This window comes from Streptomyces griseomycini (genome assembly GCF_014203535.1).
GTDB classification, from domain to species: Bacteria; Actinomycetota; Actinomycetes; order Streptomycetales; family Streptomycetaceae; genus Streptomyces; species Streptomyces griseomycini.
Genome location: NZ_JACHJI010000001.1, coordinates 911852 through 935976, shown reverse-complemented (window position 1 = coordinate 935976; position 24125 = coordinate 911852). Strand labels below are relative to the sequence as shown.

Annotated in this window: 18 protein-coding genes and 1 tRNA gene; 17 read left to right on the top strand and 2 right to left on the bottom strand. The window is 70.8% G+C overall.

Going from position 1 to position 24125, the window contains the following annotated elements:
- The first annotated feature begins 161 nt into the window (after window positions 1-161).
- The 5 genes from FHS37_RS04240 to clpX all read left to right on the top strand — a co-directional run bounded on the left by FHS37_RS04240 (window position 162) and on the right by clpX (window position 5107).
- Window positions 162-238: transfer RNA gene (locus FHS37_RS04240), tRNA-Pro, on the top strand.
- A gap of 184 nt (window positions 239-422) precedes the next feature.
- The gene (gene tig, locus FHS37_RS04235) at window positions 423-1814 is read left to right on the top strand and encodes a trigger factor (RefSeq protein ID WP_184817634.1); all 1392 of its coding nucleotides are present in this window, start codon (window positions 423-425) and stop codon (window positions 1812-1814) included.
- 420 nt (window positions 1815-2234) lie between these two features.
- A complete protein-coding gene (locus FHS37_RS04230) occupies window positions 2235-2840 on the top strand; it encodes an ATP-dependent Clp protease proteolytic subunit (protein ID WP_184817720.1) in 606 nt (201 codons plus the stop codon).
- 111 nt (window positions 2841-2951) lie between these two features.
- Window positions 2952-3632, top strand: a complete 681-nt coding sequence (locus FHS37_RS04225) for an ATP-dependent Clp protease proteolytic subunit (protein WP_308436687.1) — start codon at window positions 2952-2954, stop codon at window positions 3630-3632.
- Between the two features lie 188 nt (window positions 3633-3820).
- Window positions 3821-5107, top strand: a complete 1287-nt coding sequence (gene clpX, locus FHS37_RS04220; protein WP_184817633.1) for an ATP-dependent Clp protease ATP-binding subunit ClpX — start codon at window positions 3821-3823, stop codon at window positions 5105-5107.
- Between the two features lie 63 nt (window positions 5108-5170).
- Here clpX and FHS37_RS04215 read toward each other — a convergent pair whose 3' ends face one another.
- Both FHS37_RS04215 and FHS37_RS04210 read right to left on the bottom strand, forming a co-directional pair.
- On the bottom strand, window positions 5171-6112 hold the full coding sequence (locus FHS37_RS04215) for a hypothetical protein (protein ID WP_184817632.1): 942 nt from the start codon (window positions 6110-6112) through the stop codon (window positions 5171-5173).
- A gap of 94 nt (window positions 6113-6206) precedes the next feature.
- Complete coding sequence (locus FHS37_RS04210; RefSeq protein ID WP_184817631.1) at window positions 6207-7166, bottom strand: hypothetical protein; 960 nt, start codon at window positions 7164-7166, stop codon at window positions 6207-6209.
- 138 nt (window positions 7167-7304) lie between these two features.
- Here FHS37_RS04210 and FHS37_RS04205 point away from each other — a divergent pair, with 138 nt between their 5' ends.
- From FHS37_RS04205 to FHS37_RS04150, 12 genes are all read left to right on the top strand, one after another.
- A complete protein-coding gene (locus FHS37_RS04205; protein ID WP_184817630.1) occupies window positions 7305-9929 on the top strand; it encodes a valine--tRNA ligase in 2625 nt (874 codons plus the stop codon).
- A gap of 182 nt (window positions 9930-10111) precedes the next feature.
- Window positions 10112-11179: an acyltransferase gene (locus FHS37_RS04200; RefSeq protein ID WP_184817629.1), complete on the top strand. Its 1068-nt coding sequence runs from the start codon at window positions 10112-10114 to the stop codon at window positions 11177-11179.
- A gap of 55 nt (window positions 11180-11234) precedes the next feature.
- Window positions 11235-12755 carry a bifunctional tetrahydrofolate synthase/dihydrofolate synthase gene (gene folC, locus FHS37_RS04195; protein ID WP_184817628.1) on the top strand — a complete coding sequence of 507 codons (1521 nt, stop codon included), beginning with the start codon at window positions 11235-11237 and terminating at the stop codon, window positions 12753-12755.
- Window positions 12756-12760: 5 nt separating this feature from the next.
- A complete protein-coding gene (locus FHS37_RS04190; RefSeq protein WP_184817627.1) occupies window positions 12761-13111 on the top strand; it encodes a DUF4233 domain-containing protein in 351 nt (116 codons plus the stop codon).
- A 75-nt stretch (window positions 13112-13186) separates the two neighbouring features.
- On the top strand, window positions 13187-13600 hold the full coding sequence (ndk, locus tag FHS37_RS04185) for a nucleoside-diphosphate kinase (RefSeq protein WP_184817626.1): 414 nt from the start codon (window positions 13187-13189) through the stop codon (window positions 13598-13600).
- A gap of 330 nt (window positions 13601-13930) precedes the next feature.
- Complete coding sequence (locus FHS37_RS04180; RefSeq protein ID WP_184817719.1) at window positions 13931-14950, top strand: rod shape-determining protein; 1020 nt, start codon at window positions 13931-13933, stop codon at window positions 14948-14950.
- A 150-nt stretch (window positions 14951-15100) separates the two neighbouring features.
- Window positions 15101-16042 carry a rod shape-determining protein MreC gene (mreC, locus tag FHS37_RS04175; protein WP_184817625.1) on the top strand — a complete coding sequence of 314 codons (942 nt, stop codon included), beginning with the start codon at window positions 15101-15103 and terminating at the stop codon, window positions 16040-16042.
- Between the two features lie 13 nt (window positions 16043-16055).
- Window positions 16056-16724, top strand: coding sequence for a rod shape-determining protein MreD (gene mreD / locus FHS37_RS04170; protein ID WP_184817624.1), 669 nt, complete (start codon window positions 16056-16058; stop codon window positions 16722-16724).
- A 115-nt stretch (window positions 16725-16839) separates the two neighbouring features.
- On the top strand, window positions 16840-19185 hold the full coding sequence (gene mrdA / locus FHS37_RS04165) for a penicillin-binding protein 2 (RefSeq protein WP_184817623.1): 2346 nt from the start codon (window positions 16840-16842) through the stop codon (window positions 19183-19185).
- Entirely contained in the window at window positions 19182-20384 is a 1203-nt protein-coding gene (gene rodA / locus FHS37_RS04160; protein WP_184817622.1) for a rod shape-determining protein RodA, read from the top strand. The genes mrdA and rodA overlap by 4 nt, the downstream gene beginning before the upstream one ends.
- 54 nt (window positions 20385-20438) lie before the next feature.
- Window positions 20439-22016 (top strand): CYTH and CHAD domain-containing protein, encoded by a 1578-nt coding sequence (locus tag FHS37_RS04155; RefSeq protein ID WP_184817621.1) that lies wholly within the window; start codon window positions 20439-20441, stop codon window positions 22014-22016.
- Between the two features lie 92 nt (window positions 22017-22108).
- Window positions 22109-24082 carry a TIGR03960 family B12-binding radical SAM protein gene (locus FHS37_RS04150; RefSeq protein WP_184817620.1) on the top strand — a complete coding sequence of 658 codons (1974 nt, stop codon included), beginning with the start codon at window positions 22109-22111 and terminating at the stop codon, window positions 24080-24082.
- Window positions 24083-24125 lie beyond the last annotated feature (43 nt).

Sequence of the window (24125 nt, the reverse complement as noted above, 5' to 3'; positions counted from 1 at the left end):
CGCGCCGCAGGTCGGGTGACCGCGGCACTGACAGGCATCGTAGCGGGTGGTGCCCCCTCGCCGCACACCCCGTTCCCGCCGTACCGCCGGCGTCGCACCGCGGCCCGGGAAATGCGGCGGAAGGACCGCCCGGCGACATGTACCCTACGTGTCGCACCAGACGGGGTGTGGCGCAGCTTGGTAGCGCGTCCGCTTTGGGAGCGGAAGGCCGTGGGTTCAAATCCCGCCACCCCGACCAGTCACCGGGTCCCGTGCCGGACCGCGCGCCGATGATCGCCTTTGGGCGCCGTAGTCGCTGCCGTTACTATTCAAACTGCACGCCCGTGTCTCTCAACGTCTGATGAAGTGCTCCGGGCGGCGCATCGGCCGGTCCGTTCTGGTACCGGCGGGAACCGAGAAGTCAGCCACAAGGAGACCGAACCGTGAAGAGCGCCGTGGAGACCCTGAACCCGACCCGGGTTCGGCTCACTGTCGAGGTGCCCTTCGAGGAGCTCAAGGACAGCCTCGACGCGGCGTACAAGAAGATCAACCAGCAGGTCACGGTGAAGGGCTTCCGCAAGGGCAAGGTCCCGGCCCGGGTCATCGACCAGCGGTTCGGCCGCGGTGCGGTGCTGGAGGAGGCCGTCAACGACGCCCTCCCGAAGTTCTACACCGACGCCGTCAACGAGGCCGAGCTGAGCCCGCTGGGCCAGCCCGAGGTCGACATCACGGAGCTGAAGGACGGCGAGACGCTGAACTTCACCGCCGAGGTCGACATCCGCCCGGCCATCGAGATCCCGGACTACTCCGGCATCGAGGTCGAGGTCGACGCCGTCGAGGTCACCGACGAGGACGTCGACAAGTCGGTCGAGCAGCTCCGCGAGCGCTTCGCCTCCACCTCCCCGGTGGAGCGCGCCGCCGAGGACGGCGACGTGGTCACCATCGACCTGGAGGCCAAGGTCGAGGGCGAGGTCCTCGAGGACGGCATCGCCAACGGTGTCTCCTACACCATCGGCTCCGGTGAGCTGCTGGACGGCATCGACGACGCCGTGAAGGGCCTGGAGGCCGGTGGCGAGGCCACCTTCACCTCCGAGCTCAAGGGCGGCTCCGCGGCCGGCAAGGAGGCCGAGGTCACCGTCAAGGTCACCCAGGTCGCCAAGCGCGAGCTGCCCGAGCTGGACGACGAGTTCGCACAGCTCGCCTCCGAGTTCGACACCCTCGAGGAGCTGAAGGCGGACAGCCGCAAGCGCCTGGAGAACATGAAGCAGTACGACCAGGCCACGCAGGCCCAGGAGCGCGTCCTGGAGAAGCTGCTCGAGCTGGTCGAGGTCCCGGTCCCCGAGAAGCTGCTCGAGGACGAGATCAACACCCGCAAGCACAACCTCGAGCACCACCAGCTCGGCCAGATGGGCCTCACCCTCGACAAGTACCTGGAGATCCAGGGCAAGACCGCCGAGGAGTTCGAGACCGAGACCCGCGAGGCCGCGATCAAGGGCATCAAGACCCAGTTCGTGCTCGACGAGCTCGTCAAGCAGGAGAAGCTCAACGTCAACCAGGAGGAGCTCACCGAGCACCTCATGCGGCGCGCGGCCTCCTCCGGCATGTCCCCCGACCAGTTCGCCCAGGCGGTCGTCGAGGGCGGCCAGGTTCCGCTCCTGGTCGGCGAGGTCGCCCGCGGCAAGGCCCTGGCCACCGTGGTCGAGAAGGCCACCGTCAAGGACACCAACGGCGAGATCGTCGACCTCGAGGACGAGGCCGAGGAGACCGAGACCGAGGCCGAGGAGACCGAGGCCGAGGCCGCCGAGGCTCCCGCCGAGGAGAAGAACGAGGGCTGACCTCCGCGTCATCCCCGACTGGCGCACGACGGGCCCCGAGCGATCATGCCGGGGCCCGTCGGCCGTACGGCGGGGCGGCACCCCGCGGGCGCGGGCCCCGTGCCGGTGTGCGATCCCGGCGCGTGTCGATGCGCGACCCCGGAGGGTGGGCGCGACGAGCCGCGCCGGGCCCGCGGCCGCCCGCGCCGCGGTGGCCCCGCGGCGAGAAGGCGCACCGAACCCCCCGGCGGAGGGCACCGCGCTACGCCCCCGGCGAACACCCCCCGCTGCGGGATTCCCCGAAGGGACCCGCGCGTTAGGGTCCATGAATACGAGGGCAGGGGAGTCCCCGAGCACCGCCGGACGGCCCCAGCCCCGGCAGAACACGTGAGACGGCCCGGCGCCGTCGTAAGACGAGCAGGTGGATACGTGACGAATCTGATGCCCTCCGCCGCCGGCGAGCCTTCCATCGGTGGTGGCCTCGGCGACCAGGTCTACAACCGGCTGCTCAACGAGCGGATCATCTTCCTCGGCCAGCCGGTCGACGACGACATCGCGAACAAGATCACCGCACAGCTGCTGCTCCTTGCCTCCGACCCGGAGAAGGACATCTACCTGTACATCAACAGCCCCGGCGGTTCCATCACGGCCGGCATGGCGATCTACGACACCATGCAGTACATCAAGAACGACGTGGTGACGATCGCCATGGGCCTGGCGGCCTCCATGGGTCAGTTCCTGCTGAGCGCCGGCACCCCCGGCAAGCGCTTCGCGCTGCCCAACGCCGAGATCCTGATCCACCAGCCCTCCGCCGGCCTGGCCGGCTCGGCCTCGGACATCAAGATCCACGCCGAGCGGCTGCTGCACACCAAGAAGCGCATGGCCGAGCTCACGGCCCAGCACACCGGCCAGACGGTCGAGCAGATCACCCGCGACTCCGACCGTGACCGCTGGTTCGACGCCTTCGAGGCCAAGGAGTACGGCCTCATCGACGACGTGATCGCCACGGCCGCCGGCATGCCGGGCGGCGGCGGCACCGGGGCCTGAGCGGCCCCACGGAGCCCTCGCGGCCCCGTGGACCCCGAACCGGGCCCCCAGGGGCCCGGCGACAGCCCCAGCAGCCCCAGCCGACCGCCTCAGCCCCTTTCAGGAGACACCGTGAACGACTTCCCCGGCAGCGGCCTGTACGGCCGCACGCGCGCCGAGTACACCGGCCCCGCGGCCGAGTCCCGCTACGTCATCCCGCGTTTCGTCGAGCGCACCTCGCAGGGCATCCGCGAGTACGACCCGTACGCGAAGCTCTTCGAGGAGCGCGTGATCTTCCTCGGCGTCCAGATCGACGACGCCTCCGCCAACGACGTCATGGCGCAGCTGCTGTGCCTGGAGTCGATGGACCCCGACCGGGACATCTCGGTCTACATCAACAGCCCCGGCGGCTCCTTCACGGCGCTCACCGCGATCTACGACACGATGCAGTACGTGAAGCCGGACATCCAGACGGTCTGCATGGGCCAGGCGGCCTCCGCCGCCGCCGTCCTGCTGGCCGCCGGCACCCCCGGCAAGCGCATGGCGCTGCCGAACGCGCGCGTGCTGATCCACCAGCCGTACAGCGAGACCGGCCGCGGCCAGGTCTCCGACCTGGAGATCGCCGCGAACGAGATCCTGCGGATGCGGACGCAGCTGGAGGAGATGCTGGCCAAGCACTCCACCCGGCCGATCGACAAGATCCGCGAGGACATCGAGCGCGACAAGATCCTCACGGCCGAGGACGCACTGCAGTACGGACTGATCGACCAGATCATCACCACCCGGAAGATGGACAACGCCAGCCTGCGCTGACGCGGGAGTCTTCGGGAGGCTGTATCGTCTGCCGCCCCTTGGCACGGTTTGGCACGGTTCACGTCAAGGCGAACCGTGCCAAGGGGGGCCCGAACGGGGGGCTCGGCAAGGTACCGTCGGACATAAGGCAGCACCAGGAGCCGCCGGGCGTTGACGTCCGCGTCTCCCAGGCGAAGGGGAAGCACACCGTGGCACGCATCGGTGACGGCGGCGATCTGCTCAAGTGCTCGTTCTGCGGCAAGAGCCAGAAGCAGGTCAAGAAGCTCATCGCAGGGCCCGGTGTGTACATCTGCGACGAGTGCATCGATCTCTGCAACGAGATCATCGAGGAAGAACTCGCCGAGACCAGCGAGGTCCGCTGGGAGGAACTGCCCAAGCCCCGCGAGATCTACGAGTTCCTCGAGGGGTACGTGGTCGGCCAGGAGTCGGCCAAGAAGGCACTCTCCGTCGCGGTGTACAACCACTACAAGCGCGTCCAGGCCGGCGAGAACGGCGGCGCACAGGGCCGCGAGGACGCCATCGAGCTGGCGAAGTCCAACATCCTCCTGCTGGGCCCCACGGGCTCCGGCAAGACGCTGCTGGCCCAGACCCTGGCCCGCATGCTGAACGTCCCGTTCGCGATCGCCGACGCGACGGCGCTCACGGAGGCGGGGTACGTCGGCGAGGACGTCGAGAACATCCTGCTGAAGCTGATCCAGGCGGCCGACTACGACGTCAAGAAGGCCGAGACCGGGATCATCTACATCGACGAGATCGACAAGGTCGCCCGCAAGAGCGAGAACCCGTCGATCACCCGCGACGTCAGCGGCGAGGGTGTCCAGCAGGCCCTGCTGAAGATCCTCGAGGGCACCACGGCCTCGGTCCCGCCGCAGGGCGGCCGCAAGCACCCGCACCAGGAGTTCATCCAGATCGACACGACGAACGTGCTGTTCATCGTGGGCGGCGCCTTCGCGGGCCTGGAGAAGATCATCGAGGGCCGGGCGGGCGCCAAGGGCATCGGCTTCGGCGCGCAGATCCGCTCCAAGCGGGAGCTGGAGTCCAAGGACCAGTTCGAGGAGGTCATGCCGGAGGACCTGGTCAAGTTCGGCATGATCCCCGAGTTCATCGGCCGTCTCCCGGTCATCACCTCGGTCCACAACCTCGACCGCGAGGCCCTGCTGAAGATCCTCGTCGAGCCGCGCAACGCCCTGGTGAAGCAGTACCAGCGCCTGTTCGAACTCGACGGCGTGGAACTGGACTTCGAGCGCGAGGCGCTGGAGGCCATCGCCGACCAGGCCATCCTCCGCCAGACCGGCGCGCGCGGCCTGCGCGCCATCATGGAGGAGGTCCTCCAGGGCGTGATGTACGAGGTCCCGTCCCGCAAGGACGTCGCCCGCGTGGTCATCACGGCGGACGTGGTCCTGTCCAACGTCAACCCGACCCTGATCCCGCGCGACGCGCGCGGCCGGGGCCCGGGCGAGCAGAAGACGGCGTAACGGCAGACGTACGAAGGGGCCCCGGCCGAGTGACCGGGGCCCCTTCGGCTGTCGCCGCCGGCGTCAGATCTTGACGCGGACGTCCTTGCGGAACTTGGCGGTGAGCTCGGCGGCCTTCTCCAGGTCGGCGGGCTTGCCGGCCATGGCGTCGGCCAGGTCGGTGTTCATGACGACGGCCAGCGTGCTGTGGTCGCCCCAGATGCACACCGGCATGCTGATCTCCGCGGGCCCGGAGGCCGGGTCGCCCGGGGTGGCGCCGCTGTTCTTGCCCTTGATCTCCTGGCACTTCAGGACGGCGCCGTCCAGGGAGCTCGGCTCGAAGCCCTTCGGGCTGCCGACGAGCTCGGCCTCCTCGTCCCCGGAGGCCTCCTTCTTCATCACCGCGAACATGGCGTCGACGGTCTTCTCCGGGTCGTCGATCTCGCCGTAGACACCCATGAAGTTGACCATCTTCATGGCGAACGGGTTGCTCTCGTCCCCGGACTGGTAGGCCGCGCTGACGTCCTTGGCGTTCTTGACGCCGTGCTTCTCGGCTTCCTTGATGTCGTCCTGGTTGAATCCGCCGCCGTCCGCGCCCTCGCCCTTCTTGTACTCGCCGCCGAGCACGGTCGCCGGGGTCGTCAGCTTGTGCGGCCCGTCGTCCTCCAGGCCGCCCGCGCCGCCGCCCCCGCCGAGGACGAAGTAGGCGCCCACGCCGATGGCCGCCACGACGGCCACCGCGCCGATGACGATGCCGGCCTTCTTGCCGCCACCGCCGCCCGGTGCCGGGGGCTGGGGCGGCATGCCGTACGGGGCCTGGCCGTAGGGGGGCTGCTGGGGCGGGACGCCGGGCTGGCCGGGCTGCTGCGGGTAGCCGTAGCCGGGCTGGCCGGGCGGGGGAGCCTGCTGGGGGTAGCCGTAGCCGGGCTGCGGAGCCTGCGGCGGCTGGCCGTAAGGACCCGGCTGGCCGTACGGCCCGGGCTGCTGGGGCTGCCCGCCGTACGGGCCCGGCTGGTTGTAGCTCATTACTGGGTTCCCCTCCGGATACTGATGTGGTGCCGACATCCTGTCCCGGCGACGCCGGGCGCGGAACATCGGGGTGTCGTCGTGCGCGCCGGCGTCATGCCTCGACGCGGACCTGCTCGCGGAGCTTCGTGGTGATGTCCGCCGCGGCGTCCTTGGTGATGTCCTTGGTGTTGTCACCGGGGGAGACGACGGCGATGGTGCTGTAGTCCCCCCAGACGCAGAACCAGTTGGTGGTCGGCTTCTGGGTGAGGTCGTTGGTGCCCTTGCCCGACTGGCACTTCATCACCGCGCCGTCGAGGTCGACCGGCTCCGGCTCGCCGACCAGCTCGCTCATGAGCCCGTCGCCCGAGCCCTTGCCGGTCTCCTTCTTGAGGGACGCGAAGATCTTGTCCACCGCCGCCTCGGGGTCCTCGATCTCCCCGTAGGCACCGAAGAACGTGACGCCCTTGGCCTGCAGGAGCTCGGCCTGGTCGGGGAGCGTGGAGGGGTCCTGCGGGTCGTAGTCGCCGAAGTCGGCCGTCGAGTAGGAGGCACCGACGGACTTGCCGTTCTTGATGCCGCCCTCCGCCAGGTCCTCCACGGTGCTCGAGCTCGAGTCCTCACCGCCCTCGCCGACCCGCGTGTACTCGTCCAGCACCTTCTCCGGCGCCGACAGCTTGTGCGGCCCGTCGTCCTCCAGGCCGCCCGCGCCGCCGCCCCCGCCGAGGACGAAGTAGGCGCCCACGCCGATGGCCGCCACGACGGCCACCGCGCCGACGATGATCCCGGCCTTCTTGCCGCCACCGCCGCCCGGTGCCGGGGGCTGGGGCGGCATGCCGTACGGGGCCTGGCCGTAGGGGGGCTGCTGGGGCGGGACGCCGGGCTGGCCGGGCTGCTGCGGGTAGCCGTAGCCGGGCTGGCCGGGCGGGGGAGCCTGCTGGGGGTAGCCGTAGCCGGGCTGCGGAGCCTGCGGCGGCTGGCCGTACGGCCCGGGCTGGCCGTGAGGACCCGGCTGGCCGTACGGCCCGGGCTGCTGGGGCTGCCCGCCGTACGGGCCCGGCTGGTTGTGGCTCATCGCTGGGTTCCCCCTCCAGATGCTTATCCGCTGCTGACATCCTGACTCAGGAGGGATGTGTCCAGGCCATCGGGGGCCGCACCGTTACAAAGGAATCGCGTTTCGGGACTGGGTCGTGACACCTCTAAACTGACCCTCGTGACCGAGAACACTCAGCAGCCGCAACCAGCGCCCACGACCGAACTGCCGACCCAGTACGCGCCGGCCGACGTAGAGGGGCCGCTGTACGAGCGCTGGGTAGAGCGCGGTTACTTCGAGGCGGACGAGAAGAGCGACAAGCCGCCCTACACCATCGTCATCCCGCCGCCGAACGTCACCGGCAGCCTGCACCTCGGGCACGCCTTCGAGCACACGCTCATCGACGCGCTCACGCGCCGCAAGCGCATGCAGGGCTTCGAGACGCTGTGGCAGCCGGGCATGGACCACGCCGGCATCGCCACCCAGAACGTCGTCGAGCGGGAGCTCGCCAAGGAGGGCAAGTCCCGGCACGACCTCGGCCGTGAGGCGTTCGTCGAGCGCGTCTGGCGGTGGAAGGGCGAGTCCGGCGGGCAGATCAGCGGGCAGATGCGCCGCCTCGGCGACGGCGTCGCCTGGTCGCGCGAGCGCTTCACGATGGACGAGGGCCTGTCCCAGGCCGTCCAGACCATCTTCAAGCGGCTCTACGACGACGAGCTGATCTACCGCGCCGAGCGCATCATCAACTGGTGCCCCCGGTGCCTGACCGCCATCTCCGACATCGAGGTCGAGTACCAGGAGGACGACGGCGAGCTCGTCTCCATGAAGTACGGCGACGGGGACGACACCATCGTCGTCGCCACCACCCGCGCCGAGACGATGCTCGGTGACACGGCGGTCGCCGTCCACCCGGACGACGAGCGCTACCGGCACCTCGTCGGCAAGCTCATCAAGCTGCCGCTGACCGACCGGTCGATCCCGGTCGTCGCGGACGAGCACGTCGACCCCGAGTTCGGCACCGGCGCCGTCAAGGTGACGCCCGCCCACGACCCGAACGACTTCGAGATCGGCCAGCGGCACGGCCTGCCCGCCATCGCCGTGATGGACGAGCACGCCGTCATCACCGCGCACGGCCCCTTCCAGGGCCTGGACCGGCTGGAGGCCCGTTCCGCCATCGTCGCCGCGCTGCGCGCCGAGGGCCGGATCGTCGCCGAGAAGCGGCCCTACGTCCACAGCGTGGGCCACTGCTCGCGCTGCAAGACCACCATCGAGCCGCGCCTGTCCATGCAGTGGTGGGTCAAGGTCGGCCCGCTCGCCGAGGCCGCCGGTGACGCGGTCCGCGACGGCCGGGTCAAGATCCACCCGCAGGAGATGGAGAAGCGGTACTTCGACTGGGTCGACAACCTCCACGACTGGTGCATCTCGCGCCAGCTGTGGTGGGGCCACCGCATCCCGGTCTGGTACGGACCGAACGGCGAGGTCGTCTGCGTCGGTCCGGACGAGGAGCCGCCGAGCGGCGAGGGCTGGCACCAGGACACGGACGTCCTCGACACCTGGTTCTCCTCCGGCCTGTGGCCGTTCTCGACCCTCGGCTGGCCCGAACGGACCGAGTCGCTCGCGAAGTTCTACCCGAACTCCGTCCTGGTCACCGGCTACGACATCCTCTTCTTCTGGGTCGCCCGGATGATGATGTTCGGCCTGTACGCGATGGACGGCACCCCGCCGTTCCACACCATCGCCCTGCACGGCATGGTCCGCGACCAGTTCGGCAAGAAGATGTCGAAGTCCTTCGGCAACGCGGTCAACCCGCTGGACTGGATGGACAAGTACGGCTCCGACGCCCTGCGCTTCACCCTCGCGCGCGGTGCCAACCCGGGCGTCGACGTGCCGATCGGCGAGGACTGGGTCCAGGGCTCGCGCAACTTCGCCAACAAGATCTGGAACGCGACCCGCTTCGCTCTGATGAACGGCGCCACGGTCGAGGGCCCGCTGCCGGACGCGTCGAGGATGTCGCCGACCGACCGCTGGATCCTGTCCCGGCTGAACTCGGTGGTCGCCGAAGTCGACGCGTACTACGACGACTTCCAGTTCGCCAAGCTGTCGGACGCGCTGTTCCACTTCGCCTGGGACGAGGTCTTCGACTGGTACGTCGAGCTGTCCAAGACCACCTTCCAGGCGGGCGGCGAGCCGGCCGAGGTCAGCAAGCGCGTCCTCGGCGAGGTCCTCGACGTCACGCTCAGGCTCCTCCACCCGGTCGTCCCCTTCGTCACCGAGACGCTGTGGACGACGCTCACGGGCGGCGAGTCGGTCGTCATCGCGGAGTGGCCGAAGGACGGCGGCTTCCGGGACGCCGACGCCGAGCGGGAGATCGAGACGCTCCGGTCGGTCATCACCGAGGTCCGCCGGTTCCGCGCCGACCAGGGGCTGCAGCCCGGCCAGCGGGTCCCGGCCCGGCTGACCCTCGACGGCACGGCGCTCGCCGCGCACGAGCCCGCCATCCGGCAGCTGCTGCGCCTCCAGCCGGAGGGCGACTCCTTCACCGCGACGGCGACCCTGCCGGTCGCCGGGGTCGAGGTCGCGCTGGACCTGTCCGGCGTGATCGACGTGGCCGCCGAGCGCAAGCGGCTCGCCAAGGACCTCGCCGCCGCCGAGAAGGAGAAGGCCCAGGCCACGGCCAAGCTCGGCAACGAGGCGTTCCTGGCGAAGGCGCCGGACCACGTGGTGGAGAAGATCCGCACGCGGCTGGCGAAGGCGGAGGAGGACATCACCCGCGTCCAGACCCAGCTGGACCGCCTGCCCGGCGCCTGACACCGCCTGCCCGGCGCCTGGCGGCCGACACGGACCGTCCGCGGCCCCCTGCCGGAGTCCTCCCGACTCCGGCAGGGGGCCGTTCACGTCGTGGTGGACGTCCCGTAACCCGCCGACGAGAGCCTGCGGCTTCGCCCATCACCGGACCGAACAGCCCCACGCCGTCAGGAGCACCCCCCACGATGCCCCGAACCGCGCCCCCCGTCGCCGTGCTGCCCGCCGAACCGACCGCGCGGGGCGGACCGACCGCGCGGGGCGGACCCGGCCGGGACCGGCGGTACGACATCGACCTCCTGCGCGTCGTCTGCACCGCCGCCGTCGTGCTGGTGCACGCCTCCGCCGAGTTCCTCGACGCGGGCCACCGCACGACCGGGGTCCTCGGCGACTCGGCCGGCCGGTTCGCCGTGCCCGCGTTCTTCGCGATGGCCGGCTGGGCCGCCCTCGTCGGCTCACCGGTGCGCGACGAGGGCCGGCTCCTCGCCCGGCTCGGCCGGATCCTGCGTCCGATGGCGGTGTGGACGGCGGTCTACCTCCTCTGGCAGCACGTGTCCGGGCCGCCCCCGGACGGCGGGGCCGGGGAGGCGCTGCGGGCCCTCTTCGGCTCCGTGGAGGCCGCCTTCCACCTCTGGTACCTCTACACCTACGTACCGCTCCTGCTGCTCCTCGGCGTCGCCGTGCTCGTCCTCAAGCAGCGCGCCATGCCCCGCTGGTCGCTGCTGCTGCTCGCCGCGTTCGCCGCCGCGCCGGCGGTCACCGGGGACGCGCGGACCCTCACCGGGCTGCCGCTGCCCGCCTGGGACTGGAGCGTGTCGCTGTCCTCGCTGGGCTACGCGGTGGCGGGCGCCGCCCTGCTCACCGCCCGGCGGCTCGGTCCGCGCCCGCTGTGGCTCGCGGGCGCGGCGGGCGCGCTCGTCGCCCTCGCCCTGTACCAGCTCACCGTGCGGCACCCCGCCGCGTACGGGAGCGCGGTGGTGGCCGCGCTGACCTTCTGCGCGCTCGGTGCGGTGGGCAGGGTGCGGGTGCCGGAGGGGGCGCGGACGGTGCTGGGGCGGCTGTCGGACGCGTCGTTCGGGACGTACCTGGTGCACCTGCTGTTCGTGGTGCTGCTGGTCAGGCCCGTGGCGCAGGGACTGCCGCACGGGTCCTGGGCGCCCGTGGCGCTCGCCGTGACGGCGGCGGCCGCCGCCGCGCTGTCCTTCGCCGCCAGCGTCCTGTGGGGCCGGCTGGGGATGCGCAGATGGCTCGGCTGACGCGGGACCCGGGGTCTGCCGGGCACCGTCCGGGCCGCTCCGTAGACTGGGGACCGTGAGCGAGCGCCCAGAATCAGCAGGTCCCGACCCGGACGACACCTTTGACGAGTTCGCGGAGCTCGTCGAGGAGGAGACCCGCCGCGACCCCGACCTCGCGGTGATCGAGGCCGGCAGCCGCACCCTGCGCACGCAGGGCGGGCCGCCGCAGGCCGACGTGCCCGCGCGGCCGGAGGACCCCGAGGTCGACAGGGCCCTGCGCGAGGTCGAGGCGGAGCTCGCCACCCGCTGGGGCGAGACCAAGCTGGAGCCGTCGGTCAGCCGCATCTCCGCGCTGATGGACGTGCTGGGCGAGCCGCAGCGCTCGTACCCCTCCATCCACATCACCGGCACCAACGGCAAGACCTCCACCGCCCGCATGATCGAGGCCCTGCTCGGCGCCTTCGAGCTGCGCACCGGGCGGTACACCTCGCCGCACGTCCAGTCGGTCACCGAGCGGATCAGTCTCGACGGGGCGCCGATCTCCGCCGAGCGGTTCATCGAGACGTACCGGGACATCGCGCCGTACGTCGAGATGGTCGACGCGCAGCAGGAGTACCGGCTGTCGTTCTTCGAGGTGCTCACCGGCATGGCGTACGCCGCCTTCGCCGACGCGCCCGTGGACGTGGCGGTCGTCGAGGTCGGCATGGGGGGCAGCTGGGACGCGACGAACGTGATCGACGGGAGCGTCGCCGTGGTGACGCCCATCTCCCTCGACCACACCGACCGGCTCGGCACCACGCCCGCCGAGATCGCCGGCGAGAAGGCCGGCATCATCAAGCGCGACGCCACGGTGATCATGGCCCAGCAGCCGGTGGACGCGGCGCAGGTGCTGCTGAAGAAGGCCGTCGAGGCGGACGCGACCGTGGCCCGGGAGGGGCTGGAGTTCGGCGTCGTCGACCGGCAGGTCGCCGTCGGCGGCCAGCTGGTCACCCTGCGCGGACTGGGCGGCGAGTACCCCGAGGTGTACCTGCCGCTGCACGGCGCCCACCAGGCGCACAACGCGGCCGTGGCGCTCGCCGCCGTGGAGGCGTTCTTCGGCGTCGGCGCCCAGCGGGCCGAACCGCTCGACCTCGACACCGTGCGCAAGGCCTTCGCCGCCGTCGCCTCACCGGGCCGGCTCGAGGTCGTGCGCCGGTCGCCGACCGTCGTGCTGGACGCCGCCCACAACCCGGCGGGCGCGCAGGTGACGGCCGAGGCGATCGGGGAGGCGTTCCAGTTCAGCCGGCTCGTCGGCGTCGTCGGCGCGAGCGGCGACAAGAACGTGCGCGGGCTGCTCGAGGCGTTCGAACCGGTCTTCGCCGAGGTCGTCGTCACCCAGAACTCCAGCCACCGCGCGATGGACGTCGACGAGTTGGCGGGAATCGCCGTCGAGGTGTTCGGCGAGGACCGCGTCCAGGTCGAGCCCCGGCTGCCCGACGCCCTGGAGGCCGCGATCACGCTGGCCGAGGAGGAGGGCGAGTTCGCGGGCGGCGGTGTGCTCGTCACCGGTTCCGTCATCACCGTCGGCGAGGCCCGACTGCTCCTGGGGAGGGGCTGAGAAACGTGCGTACGCTCTGCGCTTCGACCCTGATCGGCGAGTTCTTCATCGTCGGCTTCGCCGGACTGGTCGCGATGAAGGACCCGGACCTGTCCACGGGCACCGTGTGGACCGTGTGCGGCATCGCCATGTTCCTGTGCGTGGCCCTGTGCGGGATGGTCACCCGGCCCGGTGGCGTGGCCCTCGGCTGGGCGCTGCAGATCGTCCTCGTCGCCTCCGGCTTCTTCGTCCCGATGATGTTCTTCCTGGGCGCGGTGTTCGCGGGCCTGTGGTGGGCCTCGGTGCATTTCGGGCGGAAGGTGGACGAGGCGAAGGCCCGGTTCGCCGCTCAGGCCGGCCGGCCTGACACTGCGTGACGGATGCCCCGACACGCCCGGTAACCTCATCACCCCGCACAACTTGACACACCTTGACGCACAAGGAGCTCCGTCGTGACCCAGCGCACCCTCGTCCTCCTCAAGCCCGACGCCGTCCGGCGCGGCCTGACCGGCGAGATCATCAGCCGTATCGAGCGCAAGGCCGGCTGGCGGATCACCGCGCTGGAGCTGCGCACCCTGGACCAGGACACGCTGGAGCAGCACTACGGCGAGCACAAGGGCAAGCCGTTCTACGAGCCGCTGGTGGAGTTCATGGCCTCCGGGCCGGTCGTGGCGATGATCGTCGAGGGTGAGCGGGTCATCGAGGGGCTGCGCCAACTGGCCGGTCCCACCGACCCGATCGCCGCGGCCCCGGGTTCGATCCGCGGGGACTACGGCGTGATCGTCCGGGAGAACCTGATCCACGCCTCCGACTCCGAGGAGTCCGCCGAGCGCGAGGTGAAGATCTTCTTCCCGGGCCGCGCGTGACGGCGGGGCGCGACGGCGGCGCATAACGATCGCGTCGCGGCCGCGCACGGCCTCCTCGGTCCGCCTTGGCGGCCTGTCGGTGGGTCTGGGGGTTTTGCCCCCGGACCCTTTTTTGGCATATGCACGGCGTTCGGGGGAACGGATGCCCCCGATGGCCCGTCTCCACAAGCAGGGGGGTGCGCCATCGGATGACAATGGCGAAGACCCTCGCGCAGTGTTCGCGAAGGCGCGTCTACGATGGAAGCCTTCACGTCACCGCACCCACCTCGCCGACCTGAAAAGCCCTCAAAAGCTCGTGGGGAGGCCAGACGAATCCTGATGGGGAACTCAATGTCGTTCATCGGCCGTGACATGGCTGTCGACCTCGGGACCGCCAACACGCTGGTGTACGTCAGGGGTCGTGGGATCGTGCTCAACGAGCCGTCCGTGGTCGCGATCAACACCAACACCGGGGGGATCCTCGCGGTCGGCTCCGAGGCGAAGAAGATGATCGGGCGCACGCCCGGCAACATCGTCGCCGTGCGTCCGCTGAAGGACGGCGTCATCGCCGACTTCGAGATCACCGAGCGGATGCTCCGCTACTTCATCCTGAAGATCCACAAGCGGAGGTACCTGGCCCGTCCGCGGGTCGTCGTCTGTGTGCCCTCGGGCATCACCGGCGTCGAGCGCCGCGCCGTCATCGAGGCGTCGTCCCAGGCCGGTGCCCGCCAGGTGCACATCATCGAGGAGCCCATGGCCGCCGCCATCGGCTCCGGCCTGCCGGTCCACGAGGCCACCGGCAACATGGTGGTGGACATCGGCGGCGGCACCACGGAGGTCGCGGTCATCTCCCTCGGCGGCATCGTCACCGCCCAGTCCATCCGCGTCGCGGGCGACGAGCTGGACAACGCGATCATCCAGCACATCAAGAAGGAGTACTCCCTCCTGCTGGGCGAGCGGACGGCCGAACAGATCAAGATCACGATCGGTTCGGCGTACGACCTGGACACCGACGAGCACACCGAGATCCGTGGCCGGGACCTCGTCTCCGGACTGCCCAAGACGGTGGTCATCTCCGCCGCGGAGGTGCGCAAGGCGATCGAGGAACCCGTCAACGCCATCGTCGACGCCGTCAAGACGACCCTCGACAAGTGCCCGCCGGAGCTGTCCGGCGACATCATGGACCGGGGCATCGTCCTCACCGGCGGCGGAGCGCTGCTGCGCGGTCTGGACGAGCGGCTGCGCCGGGAGACGGGCATGCCGATCCACATCGCCGAGGACCCGCTGGACAGCGTGGCGCTCGGCTCCGGCAAGTGCGTCGAGGAGTTCGAGGCGCTCCAGCAGGTGCTGGACGCCCAGCCGCGCAGATGACACGACTCCTCGATTCCGCCGTACGGGACGATTCATTCCGTACGGCGGATCGCTGATATAGAGGCACGAGTTCCCGTCTGACGCCCCCGCACATCTGAACAAAACGACATCCCATACCCGTTCTCGACGAGGAAGGCACGGCCGCCGCACGTGAGGGACACACGAGAGAGCCGGCTGCTCCTGGTGCTGCTGATCGCCATCGCGTTCGCGCTGATCACGGTGGACATCCGCGGCGGGGAGGACTCACCGGTCGACGGTGCCCGGCAGGCCGCGGCGACGGTCTTCGGCCCCATCGAGAACGGGGTGTCGGGCGCGGTCGACCCGATCGGCAACGCGGTCTCCGCGATCCGCGAGTCCGGCGACCGGCACGACCGGCTCGCCGAACTCGAGCGGGAGAACGCCGCGCTCAAGGCCGAACTCGGCAGCGACGACCGCAACCACAGCCGGCTGCGGCAGCTCGACAGGATGCTGAAGATCGCCGGACAGGGCCAGTACGGCATCAAGGGCGCCCAGGTCATCGCCATAGGAGCCGCCCAGGGCTTCTCCTGGACCATCACCATCGACGTCGGCGCCAACGACGGCATCGAGCGCGACATGACCGTCCTCAACGGCGACGGACTCGTCGGCCGCGTCACCACCGTGGGGCCGAACACCGCCACCGTGCTGCTCGCCAGCGACCCCGACTTCACCGTCGGCACCCGCATGGAGGCCACCGACGAACTCGGCTTCGCCTCCGGCCAGGGCGACCGCCCGCTGCGCGTCGAACTCCTCAACGGCAAGGCCGAGGTCGAGAAGGGCGACCGCCTGGTCACCTTCGGGTCGCAGGCCGACAAGCCGTTCGTGCCCGGCGTCCCCGTCGGCGTCGTCTCCCGCGTCGACCCCTCCGGCGGCGGCCTCACCCGCACCCTCTCGGTCACCCCGTTCGTCAGTTTCAGCAAGCTCGACGTCGTCGGCGTCGTCGTGAAGGCCCCCGAGAAGGACCCGCGCGACACGGTGCTGCCCGAGAAGTCCGAGCCGAAGCCCACGCCGACCGTGACGGTGACCGTCACGCCCTCCGCCCCCGCCGACGGCCAGTACCAGCAAGAGCAGTAGGAGCTGTCACCCCATGCGCGTCAACCGGATCCTGCTCTCCAGCTCGCTGATCGTCGTCGCCCTGGTGCTCCAGGTGAGCGTCCTCGCCCGGCTCCACCTCCCGGGCGCCGTCCCCGACCTGCTGCTGCTCACCGTCCTCGGCCTCGCCCTGGTCTACGGCCACGTCGGCGGCGCCCTCGTCGGCTTCGCCGCCGGACTGCTCGCCGACCTCGCCCCGCCCGCCGACCACGCCGCCGGCCGCTACGCCCTCGTGCTGTGCGTCATCGGCTACCTCGCCGGGCTCGTCAAACCCGAGAGCGGCCAGGTGAAATCGGCCACCGGCCCCATGGTCGTGGTCGTCGCCGCCGCGCTCGGCTCCACCCTGCTCTACGCCGGCGTCGGCGCCCTCGTCGGCGACACCGCCGCCCGCCACGTCGGCCTCGGCGGACTGCTGTTCACCGCCGCGCTGTACGACCTGCTGCTCGCCCCGTTCGTCGTCCCCGGCGTCATGGCCCTGGCCCGGCGCGCCGAGAACGACCCGCTCGCCGAGACCAACACCACCAAGGCCGGTGACGTCTCCTCCGGCTGGCTCTCCGGCGGCACCGGACTGCGCATCGGCGGACAGCGCAGCGGCCTGCGGGTGAAGGCGGCCCGGGCGCGGGTGGCGCGCGCCGGACGCATCAAGGGGGTCAAGCGCCTGTGACCTCGCCGAACTTCACTCGAACGGGCGAGCGACGACGGAACCCCGCGGCGCGGGGCGGCCGTTCATCACTCGTACCCGCACACACGTGCACGCACGGAGAGGAGGAGCGAGCCGCGTGACCAACATCCCCGAGACCGGCCGCAGTCCACGGGTCCAGATCCGGCTCGTCGTCATCCAGGTCCTCGTCCTCTCCCTCCTCGGCACCCTCGGCGGACGCCTGTGGTACCTCCAGATCCGCGAGGGCGACCAGTACGCCAAGGAGGCCTCCGGCAACCACGTCCAGCAGGTCGTCCAGCCCGCGGTCCGCGGCTCCATCCTGGACGCGCGCGGCGTCCCCCTCGCCGACAACGAGACCCGCCTGGTCGTCTCGGCCTCCCGCACCGACCTCCTGAAGATGAAGGACGACGGCAAGGCGGTCCTCACCAAACTCGCCGACGTCCTCGGCATGACCTCCGAGGAGGTCATGGCGAAGGTCCGGCTCTGCGACGCCGAAACCCCCCAGCCCTGCTGGAACGGCTCGCCGTACCAGCCCATCCCCATCACCGACGAGGCCACCCCCAAGCAGGCCCTGCAGATCCGCGAACGCGCCGAGGACTTCCCCGGCATCACCGCCGAACCCCAGGCCCTGCGCCGCTACCCGAGCCCCGGCAAGGCCAACACCGCCCAGGTCCTCGGCTACCTCTCGCCCGTCACCGACGAGGAGATCCAGAAGGCGCAGGACACCAGCTCGCCCTACCTGCGCTCCGACATGGTCGGCCGCTCCGGCCTGGAGCGCCAGTACGACAAGCAGCTGCGCGGCAAGGCCGGCGTCACCCGCTACGAGGTCGACAACCTCGGCCGCGTCATCGGCAAGGCCCAGTCCGACCCCGCCCAGCCCGGCGCCAACCTCGTCACCAGCATCGACGCCCGCGTCCAGCGCATCGCCGAGTACGAGCTGAACGAGGCGATGAAGGCCGCGCGCAAGGTGCACGACCACAACACCAACCGCAACTACGAGGCCGACTCCGGAGCCGTCATCGTCATGGAGGCCAAGACCGGGCGCGTCGTCGCCATGGCCTCCAACCCGACGTACGACCCCAACGCCTGGGTCGGCGGCATCTCCGCCAAGGACTACGCCGCCCTCACCGGCAAGAAGTCCAACTACCCGCTGCTCAACCGCGCCATCCAGGGCCAGTCGGCACCCGGCTCCATCTTCAAGGTCATCCCGACGGCCGCCGCGATCAACGCGGGCTACTCCTTCGAGGGCCCCTACAACTGCTCCAGCTCGTACTCCATCGGCGGCCAGGTCTTCAAGAACTTCGAGTCCCAGAACCACGGCCCGATCAGCCTCGGCCGCGCCCTGGAGGTCTCCTGCGACACCGTCTTCTACCGCCTCTCCCACGAGGAGTGGAAGCGCGACGGCGGCAACAAGCCGAAGAAGAACCCCGACGACTGGTTCTACAAGACCGCCCACCAGTTCGGCCTCGGCGAGGAGACCGGCATCGACCTGCCCAACGAGGTCTCCGGCCGCGTCCCCGACCGCCAGTGGAAGCTGGACTACTGGGAGGCCAACAAGGACGCCTGGTGCAAGACCGGCAAGAAGGACGGCAGCTACGTCGAGCGCATCGCCTACGAGAACTGCCTCGAAGGCAACCGGCTGCGCGCCGGTGACTCCGTCAACTACTCCATCGGCCAGGGCGACACCCTCGTCACCCCCATCCAGATGGCGACCATCTACGCGGCCCTCTCCAACGGCGGCACCCTCTACGACCCCACCGTAGGCAAGGCCGTCATCAGCCCCGACGGAAAGACGGTCACGGAGATCGAGCCCCGGGCGCAGGGCAAGCTGCCGATGTCGAAGAAGACCCTCGGCCAGATAGACGCGGCCCTCGAGGGAGTCGCCACCCGCGGCACGGCCGCGTGGCGGTTCGGGGGCTGGCCGCAGGACGAGATCCCGATGCACGCCAAGACCGGTACCGCCGAGGTCCACGGCAAGCAGACCACCTCCTGGTTCGCCACGTACACCGAGGACTACTCGATCGTCATGACGATCTCCCAGGGCGGTACCGGGTCCGGCGCCTCGGGCCCCGCCGTGCGCAACATCTACAACGCGCTGTACGGCGTCTCCGAGGACGGCGAGATCGACAAGAAGAAGGCGCTGCTGCCCACGCCCCAGAAGACCCTCCCGAAGGTCACGACGGACGGCACCATCAAGTCCCCGAAGATCTCCAAGGACCCCGCCAAGGACCGCGCGACCACCTCGCCCTCGCCCGACGCGCAGGCCACCACCCCGCAGGACGGCCAGGACGGCACCGCCGACCAGCAGCAGGCGGCCACCGTCCCCTCACCGGAGATCGGGAACCGCGACACCCGGCGCCGCGAGCGACGACGGGGCGGCGGGCCACGCCGGGGTGACGGACGCCCCCGCCGCCGCGCACACCACGGACGAGGCGGAACCGGAACCCGGAGGACGGCGGCATGAGCGGCGGCGTGAACAGCTTCCACGTCTCCGGGTACGGCCCCGAGAAGGCGGGCTGGACCCGGGTCTTCGCCCGTGACTCCCTCGCCCGGCGCCTCGACTGGCCGATACTGCTGTCGGCGCTCGTGCTGTCCCTGCTCGGCTCGCTCCTGGTCTACTCGGCCACCCGCAACCGCACCGAGCTCAACCAGGGCGACCCGTACTACTTCCTGGTCCGCCACTGGCTCAACACCGGCATCGGGCTGGCCCTGATGATCGGCGCCGTCTGGCTCGGCCACCGCGCCCTGCGCACGGCCGTGCCCCTGCTGTACGGCGCCTCGGTCTTCCTGATCCTGCTCGTGCTCACCCCGCTGGGCTCCACGATCAACGGCGCCCACTCCTGGATCAAGCTCCCCGGCGGCTTCTCCCTCCAGCCCTCCGAGTTCGTGAAGATCACGATCATCCTGGGCATGGCGATGCTGCTCGCCGCCCGGGTCGACGCGGGCGACAAGCCCTACCCCGACCACCGCACGGTCCTCCAGGCGCTCGGGCTGGCCGTCGTCCCCATGCTGATCGTGATGCTCATGCCCGACCTCGGCTCGGTCATGGTCATGGTCATCATCGTGCTCGGCGTGCTCCTCGCCTCCGGCGCCTCCAACCGGTGGGTCTTCGGCCTCCTCGGCGCCGGGGCGATCGGCGCGGTCACCGTCTGGCAGCTCGGCGTGCTCGACGAGTACCAGATCAACCGCTTCGCCGCCTTCGCCAACCCCGAGCTCGACCCCGCCGGCGTCGGCTACAACACCAACCAGGCCCGCATCGCCATCGGCTCCGGCGGCCTCACCGGCTCCGGCCTCTTCCAGGGCTCGCAGACCACCGGCCAGTTCGTCCCCGAGCAGCAGACCGACTTCGTCTTCACCGTCGCCGGCGAGGAACTCGGCTTCGTCGGCGGCGCACTGATCATCGCCCTGCTCGGGGTCATCCTCTGGCGCGCCTGCCGCATCGCCCGCGACACCACCGACCTCTACGGCACCGTCGTCGCCGCCGGCATCGTCGCCTGGTTCGCCTTCCAGTCCTTCGAGAACATCGGCATGACGCTCGGCATCATGCCCGTCACCGGCCTCCCCCTGCCGTTCGTGTCCTACGGCGGCTCGTCGATGTTCGCCGTGTGGCTGGCGGTCGGCCTGCTGCAGTCCATCCGGCTCCAGCGCCCCCTGTCCGCGTAACCGGTACGGAGCGGCCCCCTGCCGCTCCGCACCCGGGCCGACTAGATTCAGGTCATGGCGGACACCAAGCGCGAGATCGAGCGGAAGTACGAGTCCGAGGGCACCGCGCTGCCCGACCTGACCGGCGTCCCCGGCGTCGCCTCCGTCCGGGACAAGGGCGTCGCCCACCTCGACGCCACCTACTACGACACCGCCGACACACGTCTGGCCGCCGCCTCCCTCACCCTGCGCCGCCGCACCGGCGGATCCGACGCCGGCTGGCACCTCAAGTTCCCCGTCGCCCCCGGAGTGCGGGACGAGATCCGCGCCCCGCTCTCCGACGACCTCCCGGAGAGCCTCGCCCGCCTCGTCCGCTCCCGCGTCCGCGAGCGCGCCCTGCTCCCCGTCGTCCGACTGCGCTCCGACCGCGACGTACGCCACCTCCTCGACCGCGCCGGCCGGCTCCTCGCCGAGGTCAGCGTCGACACCGTGCACGCCGAACGCCTCACCGACGGCGGCGGCACGGCCCGGTGGACCGAGATCGAGGTCGAACTCGCCGACGACGGCGACCCGGCCTTCCTCGACAAGGTGGAGAAGAAGCTCCGCAAGGCGGGCGCACGGCCCTCGGAGTCCGCGTCGAAGCTGGCCAGGGCCCTGGCGGAGACGGCACCGGACACGGCGGCCGCCCGGCCCGAGGGGACGCGGCCGCCGCCGGCCACGGCACCGGCGGCGGCACCCCGGCAGAAGCGCCGGCCCCGGCCGGCGGGCAGCCCCGTCACCGCGGGCGACCACGTCCTCGCCTACGTCCGCGCCCAGCGCGACGCACTCGTCGAGCTCGACCCCGCCGTACGCCAGGACGTGCCCGACTCCGTCCACCGCATGAGGGTCGCCACCCGCCGCCTGCGCAGCACCTTCCGCACCTTCCGCGCCGTCCTCGACCGCGAGGTCACCGACCCGATCGCCGCCGACCTGAAGTGGCTCGCCGGCGAGCTGGGCCTGGACCGCGACCAGGAAGTGCTCGCCGCACGCCTGAGAGCGGCCCTGGACGACCTGCCCGCCCCCCTCGTCCACGGCCCGGTCGGCGACCGGCTGGCCGCCTGGTCCGAGGCCCGCCACAGCGGAGCCCACGGCCGCCTCACCGGCATCCTCGACTCCCGCCGCCACCTCGCCCTGCTCGACACCCTGGACGCCCTGCTGGCCGACCCGCCGCTGCGCGAGAAGGCCGCCGCCAAGCCGGACAAGGTGCTCGCCAAGGCCGTGCGCAAGGACATCGACAAGCTGTCCGGCCTCGTCACCACGGCCCTCGACCTCCCGCCCGGCGACGACCGCGACACCGCCCTGCACGAGGCCCGCAAGAAGACCAAGCGCACCCGGTACGCGGCCGAGGCCGCCACCCCCGCGCTCGGCGGCCCGGCGAAGGCCCTGACCGCGTCCATGAAGTCGCTCCAGGGCCTGCTCGGCGACCACCAGGACAGCGTCATGGCCCGCCGGACCCTGCGCGAGCTGGCCGCCGTGGCCCACGCGGCGGGGGAGGACACCTTCACCTACGGCCTGCTCCACGGCCGCGAGGAACGCCGGGCCGAGATCGCCGAAGCGGCGCTCCCGGAGGCCTGGACGTCGATCGGCGAGGACCTCCGTCCCTGGACGACGTAGGGGTGAACCCTCCGGCCGCGTTACGCTGAATGGTCACCCGCCCCCAGCCTCCGGCTGGGGGGACCCCCAGTCAGCACACGAAGGTTCGCGAGATGCCTGCCGAAGCCGCCGAGTCTGTGAAGTCTGTGTTTCCGCAGCTCGAAGCTCTGCTCCCGCATGTGCAGAAGCCGATCCAGTACGTCGGCGGAGAGCTCAACTCCACGGTCAAACCGTGGGACAGCTGCGACGTCCGCTGGGCGCTCATGTACCCCGACGCCTACGAGGTCGGACTGCCCAACCAGGGCGTCATGATCCTCTACGAGGTCCTCAACGAACAGGACGGCGTCCTCGCCGAGCGCACCTACAGCGTCTGGCCGGACCTCGAGGCGCTGATGCGGGAGCACGGCGTCCCGCAGTTCACGGTCGACAGCCACCGCCCGGTGAAGGCCTTCGACGTGCTCGGCCTGAGCTTCTCCACCGAGCTCGGCTACACCAACATGCTCACCGCCCTGGACCTGTCCGGCATCCCGCTGGAGGCCAAGGACCGCGGCCCCGACGACCCGATCGTCATGGCCGGCGGCCACGCCGCCTTCAACCCCGAGCCGATCGCCGACTTCATCGACTGCGCGGTCATCGGCGACGGCGAGCAGGCGGTCCTCGAGGTCACCCGGATCATCCGCGCCTGGAAGGAGGAGGGCCGCCCCGGCGGCCGCGAGGAACTCCTCTTCCGCCTGGCGAGGACCGGCGGGGTGTACGTCCCCGGCTTCTACGACGTCGAGTACCTCCCCGACGGCCGCATCGCCCGTGTCGTACCGAACCGCTCGGGCGTCCCGTGGCGCGTGTCGAAGCACACGGTGATGGACCTCGACGAGTGGCCCTACCCCAAGCAGCCCCTCGTCCCGCTCGCCGAGACGGTCCACGAGCGCATGTCGGTGGAGATCTTCCGCGGCTGCACCCGCGGCTGCCGCTTCTGCCAGGCCGGCATGATCACCCGCCCGGTGCGCGAGCGCTCGATCACCGGCATCGGCGAGATGGTCGACAAGGGCCTGAAGGCGACCGGCTTCGAGGAGGTCGGCCTCCTCTCCCTGTCCTCCGCCGACCACTCGGAGATCGGCGACATCGCCAAGGGCCTCGCCGACCGCTACGAGGACGACAAGATCGGCCTCTCGCTCCCCTCCACCCGCGTCGACGCCTTCAACATCGACCTGGCGAACGAGCTGACCCGCAACGGCCGCCGCTCGGGCCTGACCTTCGCCCCGGAGGGCGGCTCCGAGCGCATCCGCAAGGTCATCAACAAGATGGTCTCGGAGGACGACCTGATCCGCACGGTCGCCACCGCCTACGGCAACGGCTGGCGCCAGGTGAAGCTGTACTTCATGTGCGGCCTGCCCACCGAGACCGACGACGACGTCCTCCAGATCGCCGACATGGCCACCCGGGTGATCGCCAAGGGCCGCGAGGTCTCCGGCTCCAACGACATCCGCTGCACGGTCTCCATCGGCGGTTTCGTCCCCAAGCCGCACACCCCCTTCCAGTGGGCCCCGCAGCTGTCGGCCGAGGAGACGGACGAGCGCCTCGCCAAGCTCCGGGACAAGATCCGCGGCGACAAGAAGTACGGCCGCTCCATCGGCTTCCGTTACCACGACGGCAAGCCCGGCATCGTCGAGGGCCTGCTCTCCCGCGGCGACCGCCGCGTCGGCGCGGTCATCCGCGCGGTCTACGAGGACGGCGGCCGCTTCGACGGCTGGCGCGAGCACTTCTCCTACGACCGCTGGATGGACTGCGCCGACAAGGCCCTCGCGCAGTTCGGCGTGGACGTCGACTGGTACACCACCCGCGAGCGCACCTACGAGGAGGTCCTGCCCTGGGACCACCTCGACTCCGGCCTCGACAAGGACTGGCTCTGGGAGGACTGGCAGGACGCCCTCGACGAGACGGAGGTCGAGGACTGCCGCTGGACGCCGTGCTTCGACTGCGGGGTGTGCCCGCAGATGGACACCGCCATCCAGATCGGCCCGACCGGGAAGAAGCTGCTGCCGCTCACGGTCAAGAACTCCGCGCCGGCCCCGGGCGGTCACACGCACTGAGGCGGATGACCGCCCCTCCGGGTGAGCGGGCGGTCGGTGGAAC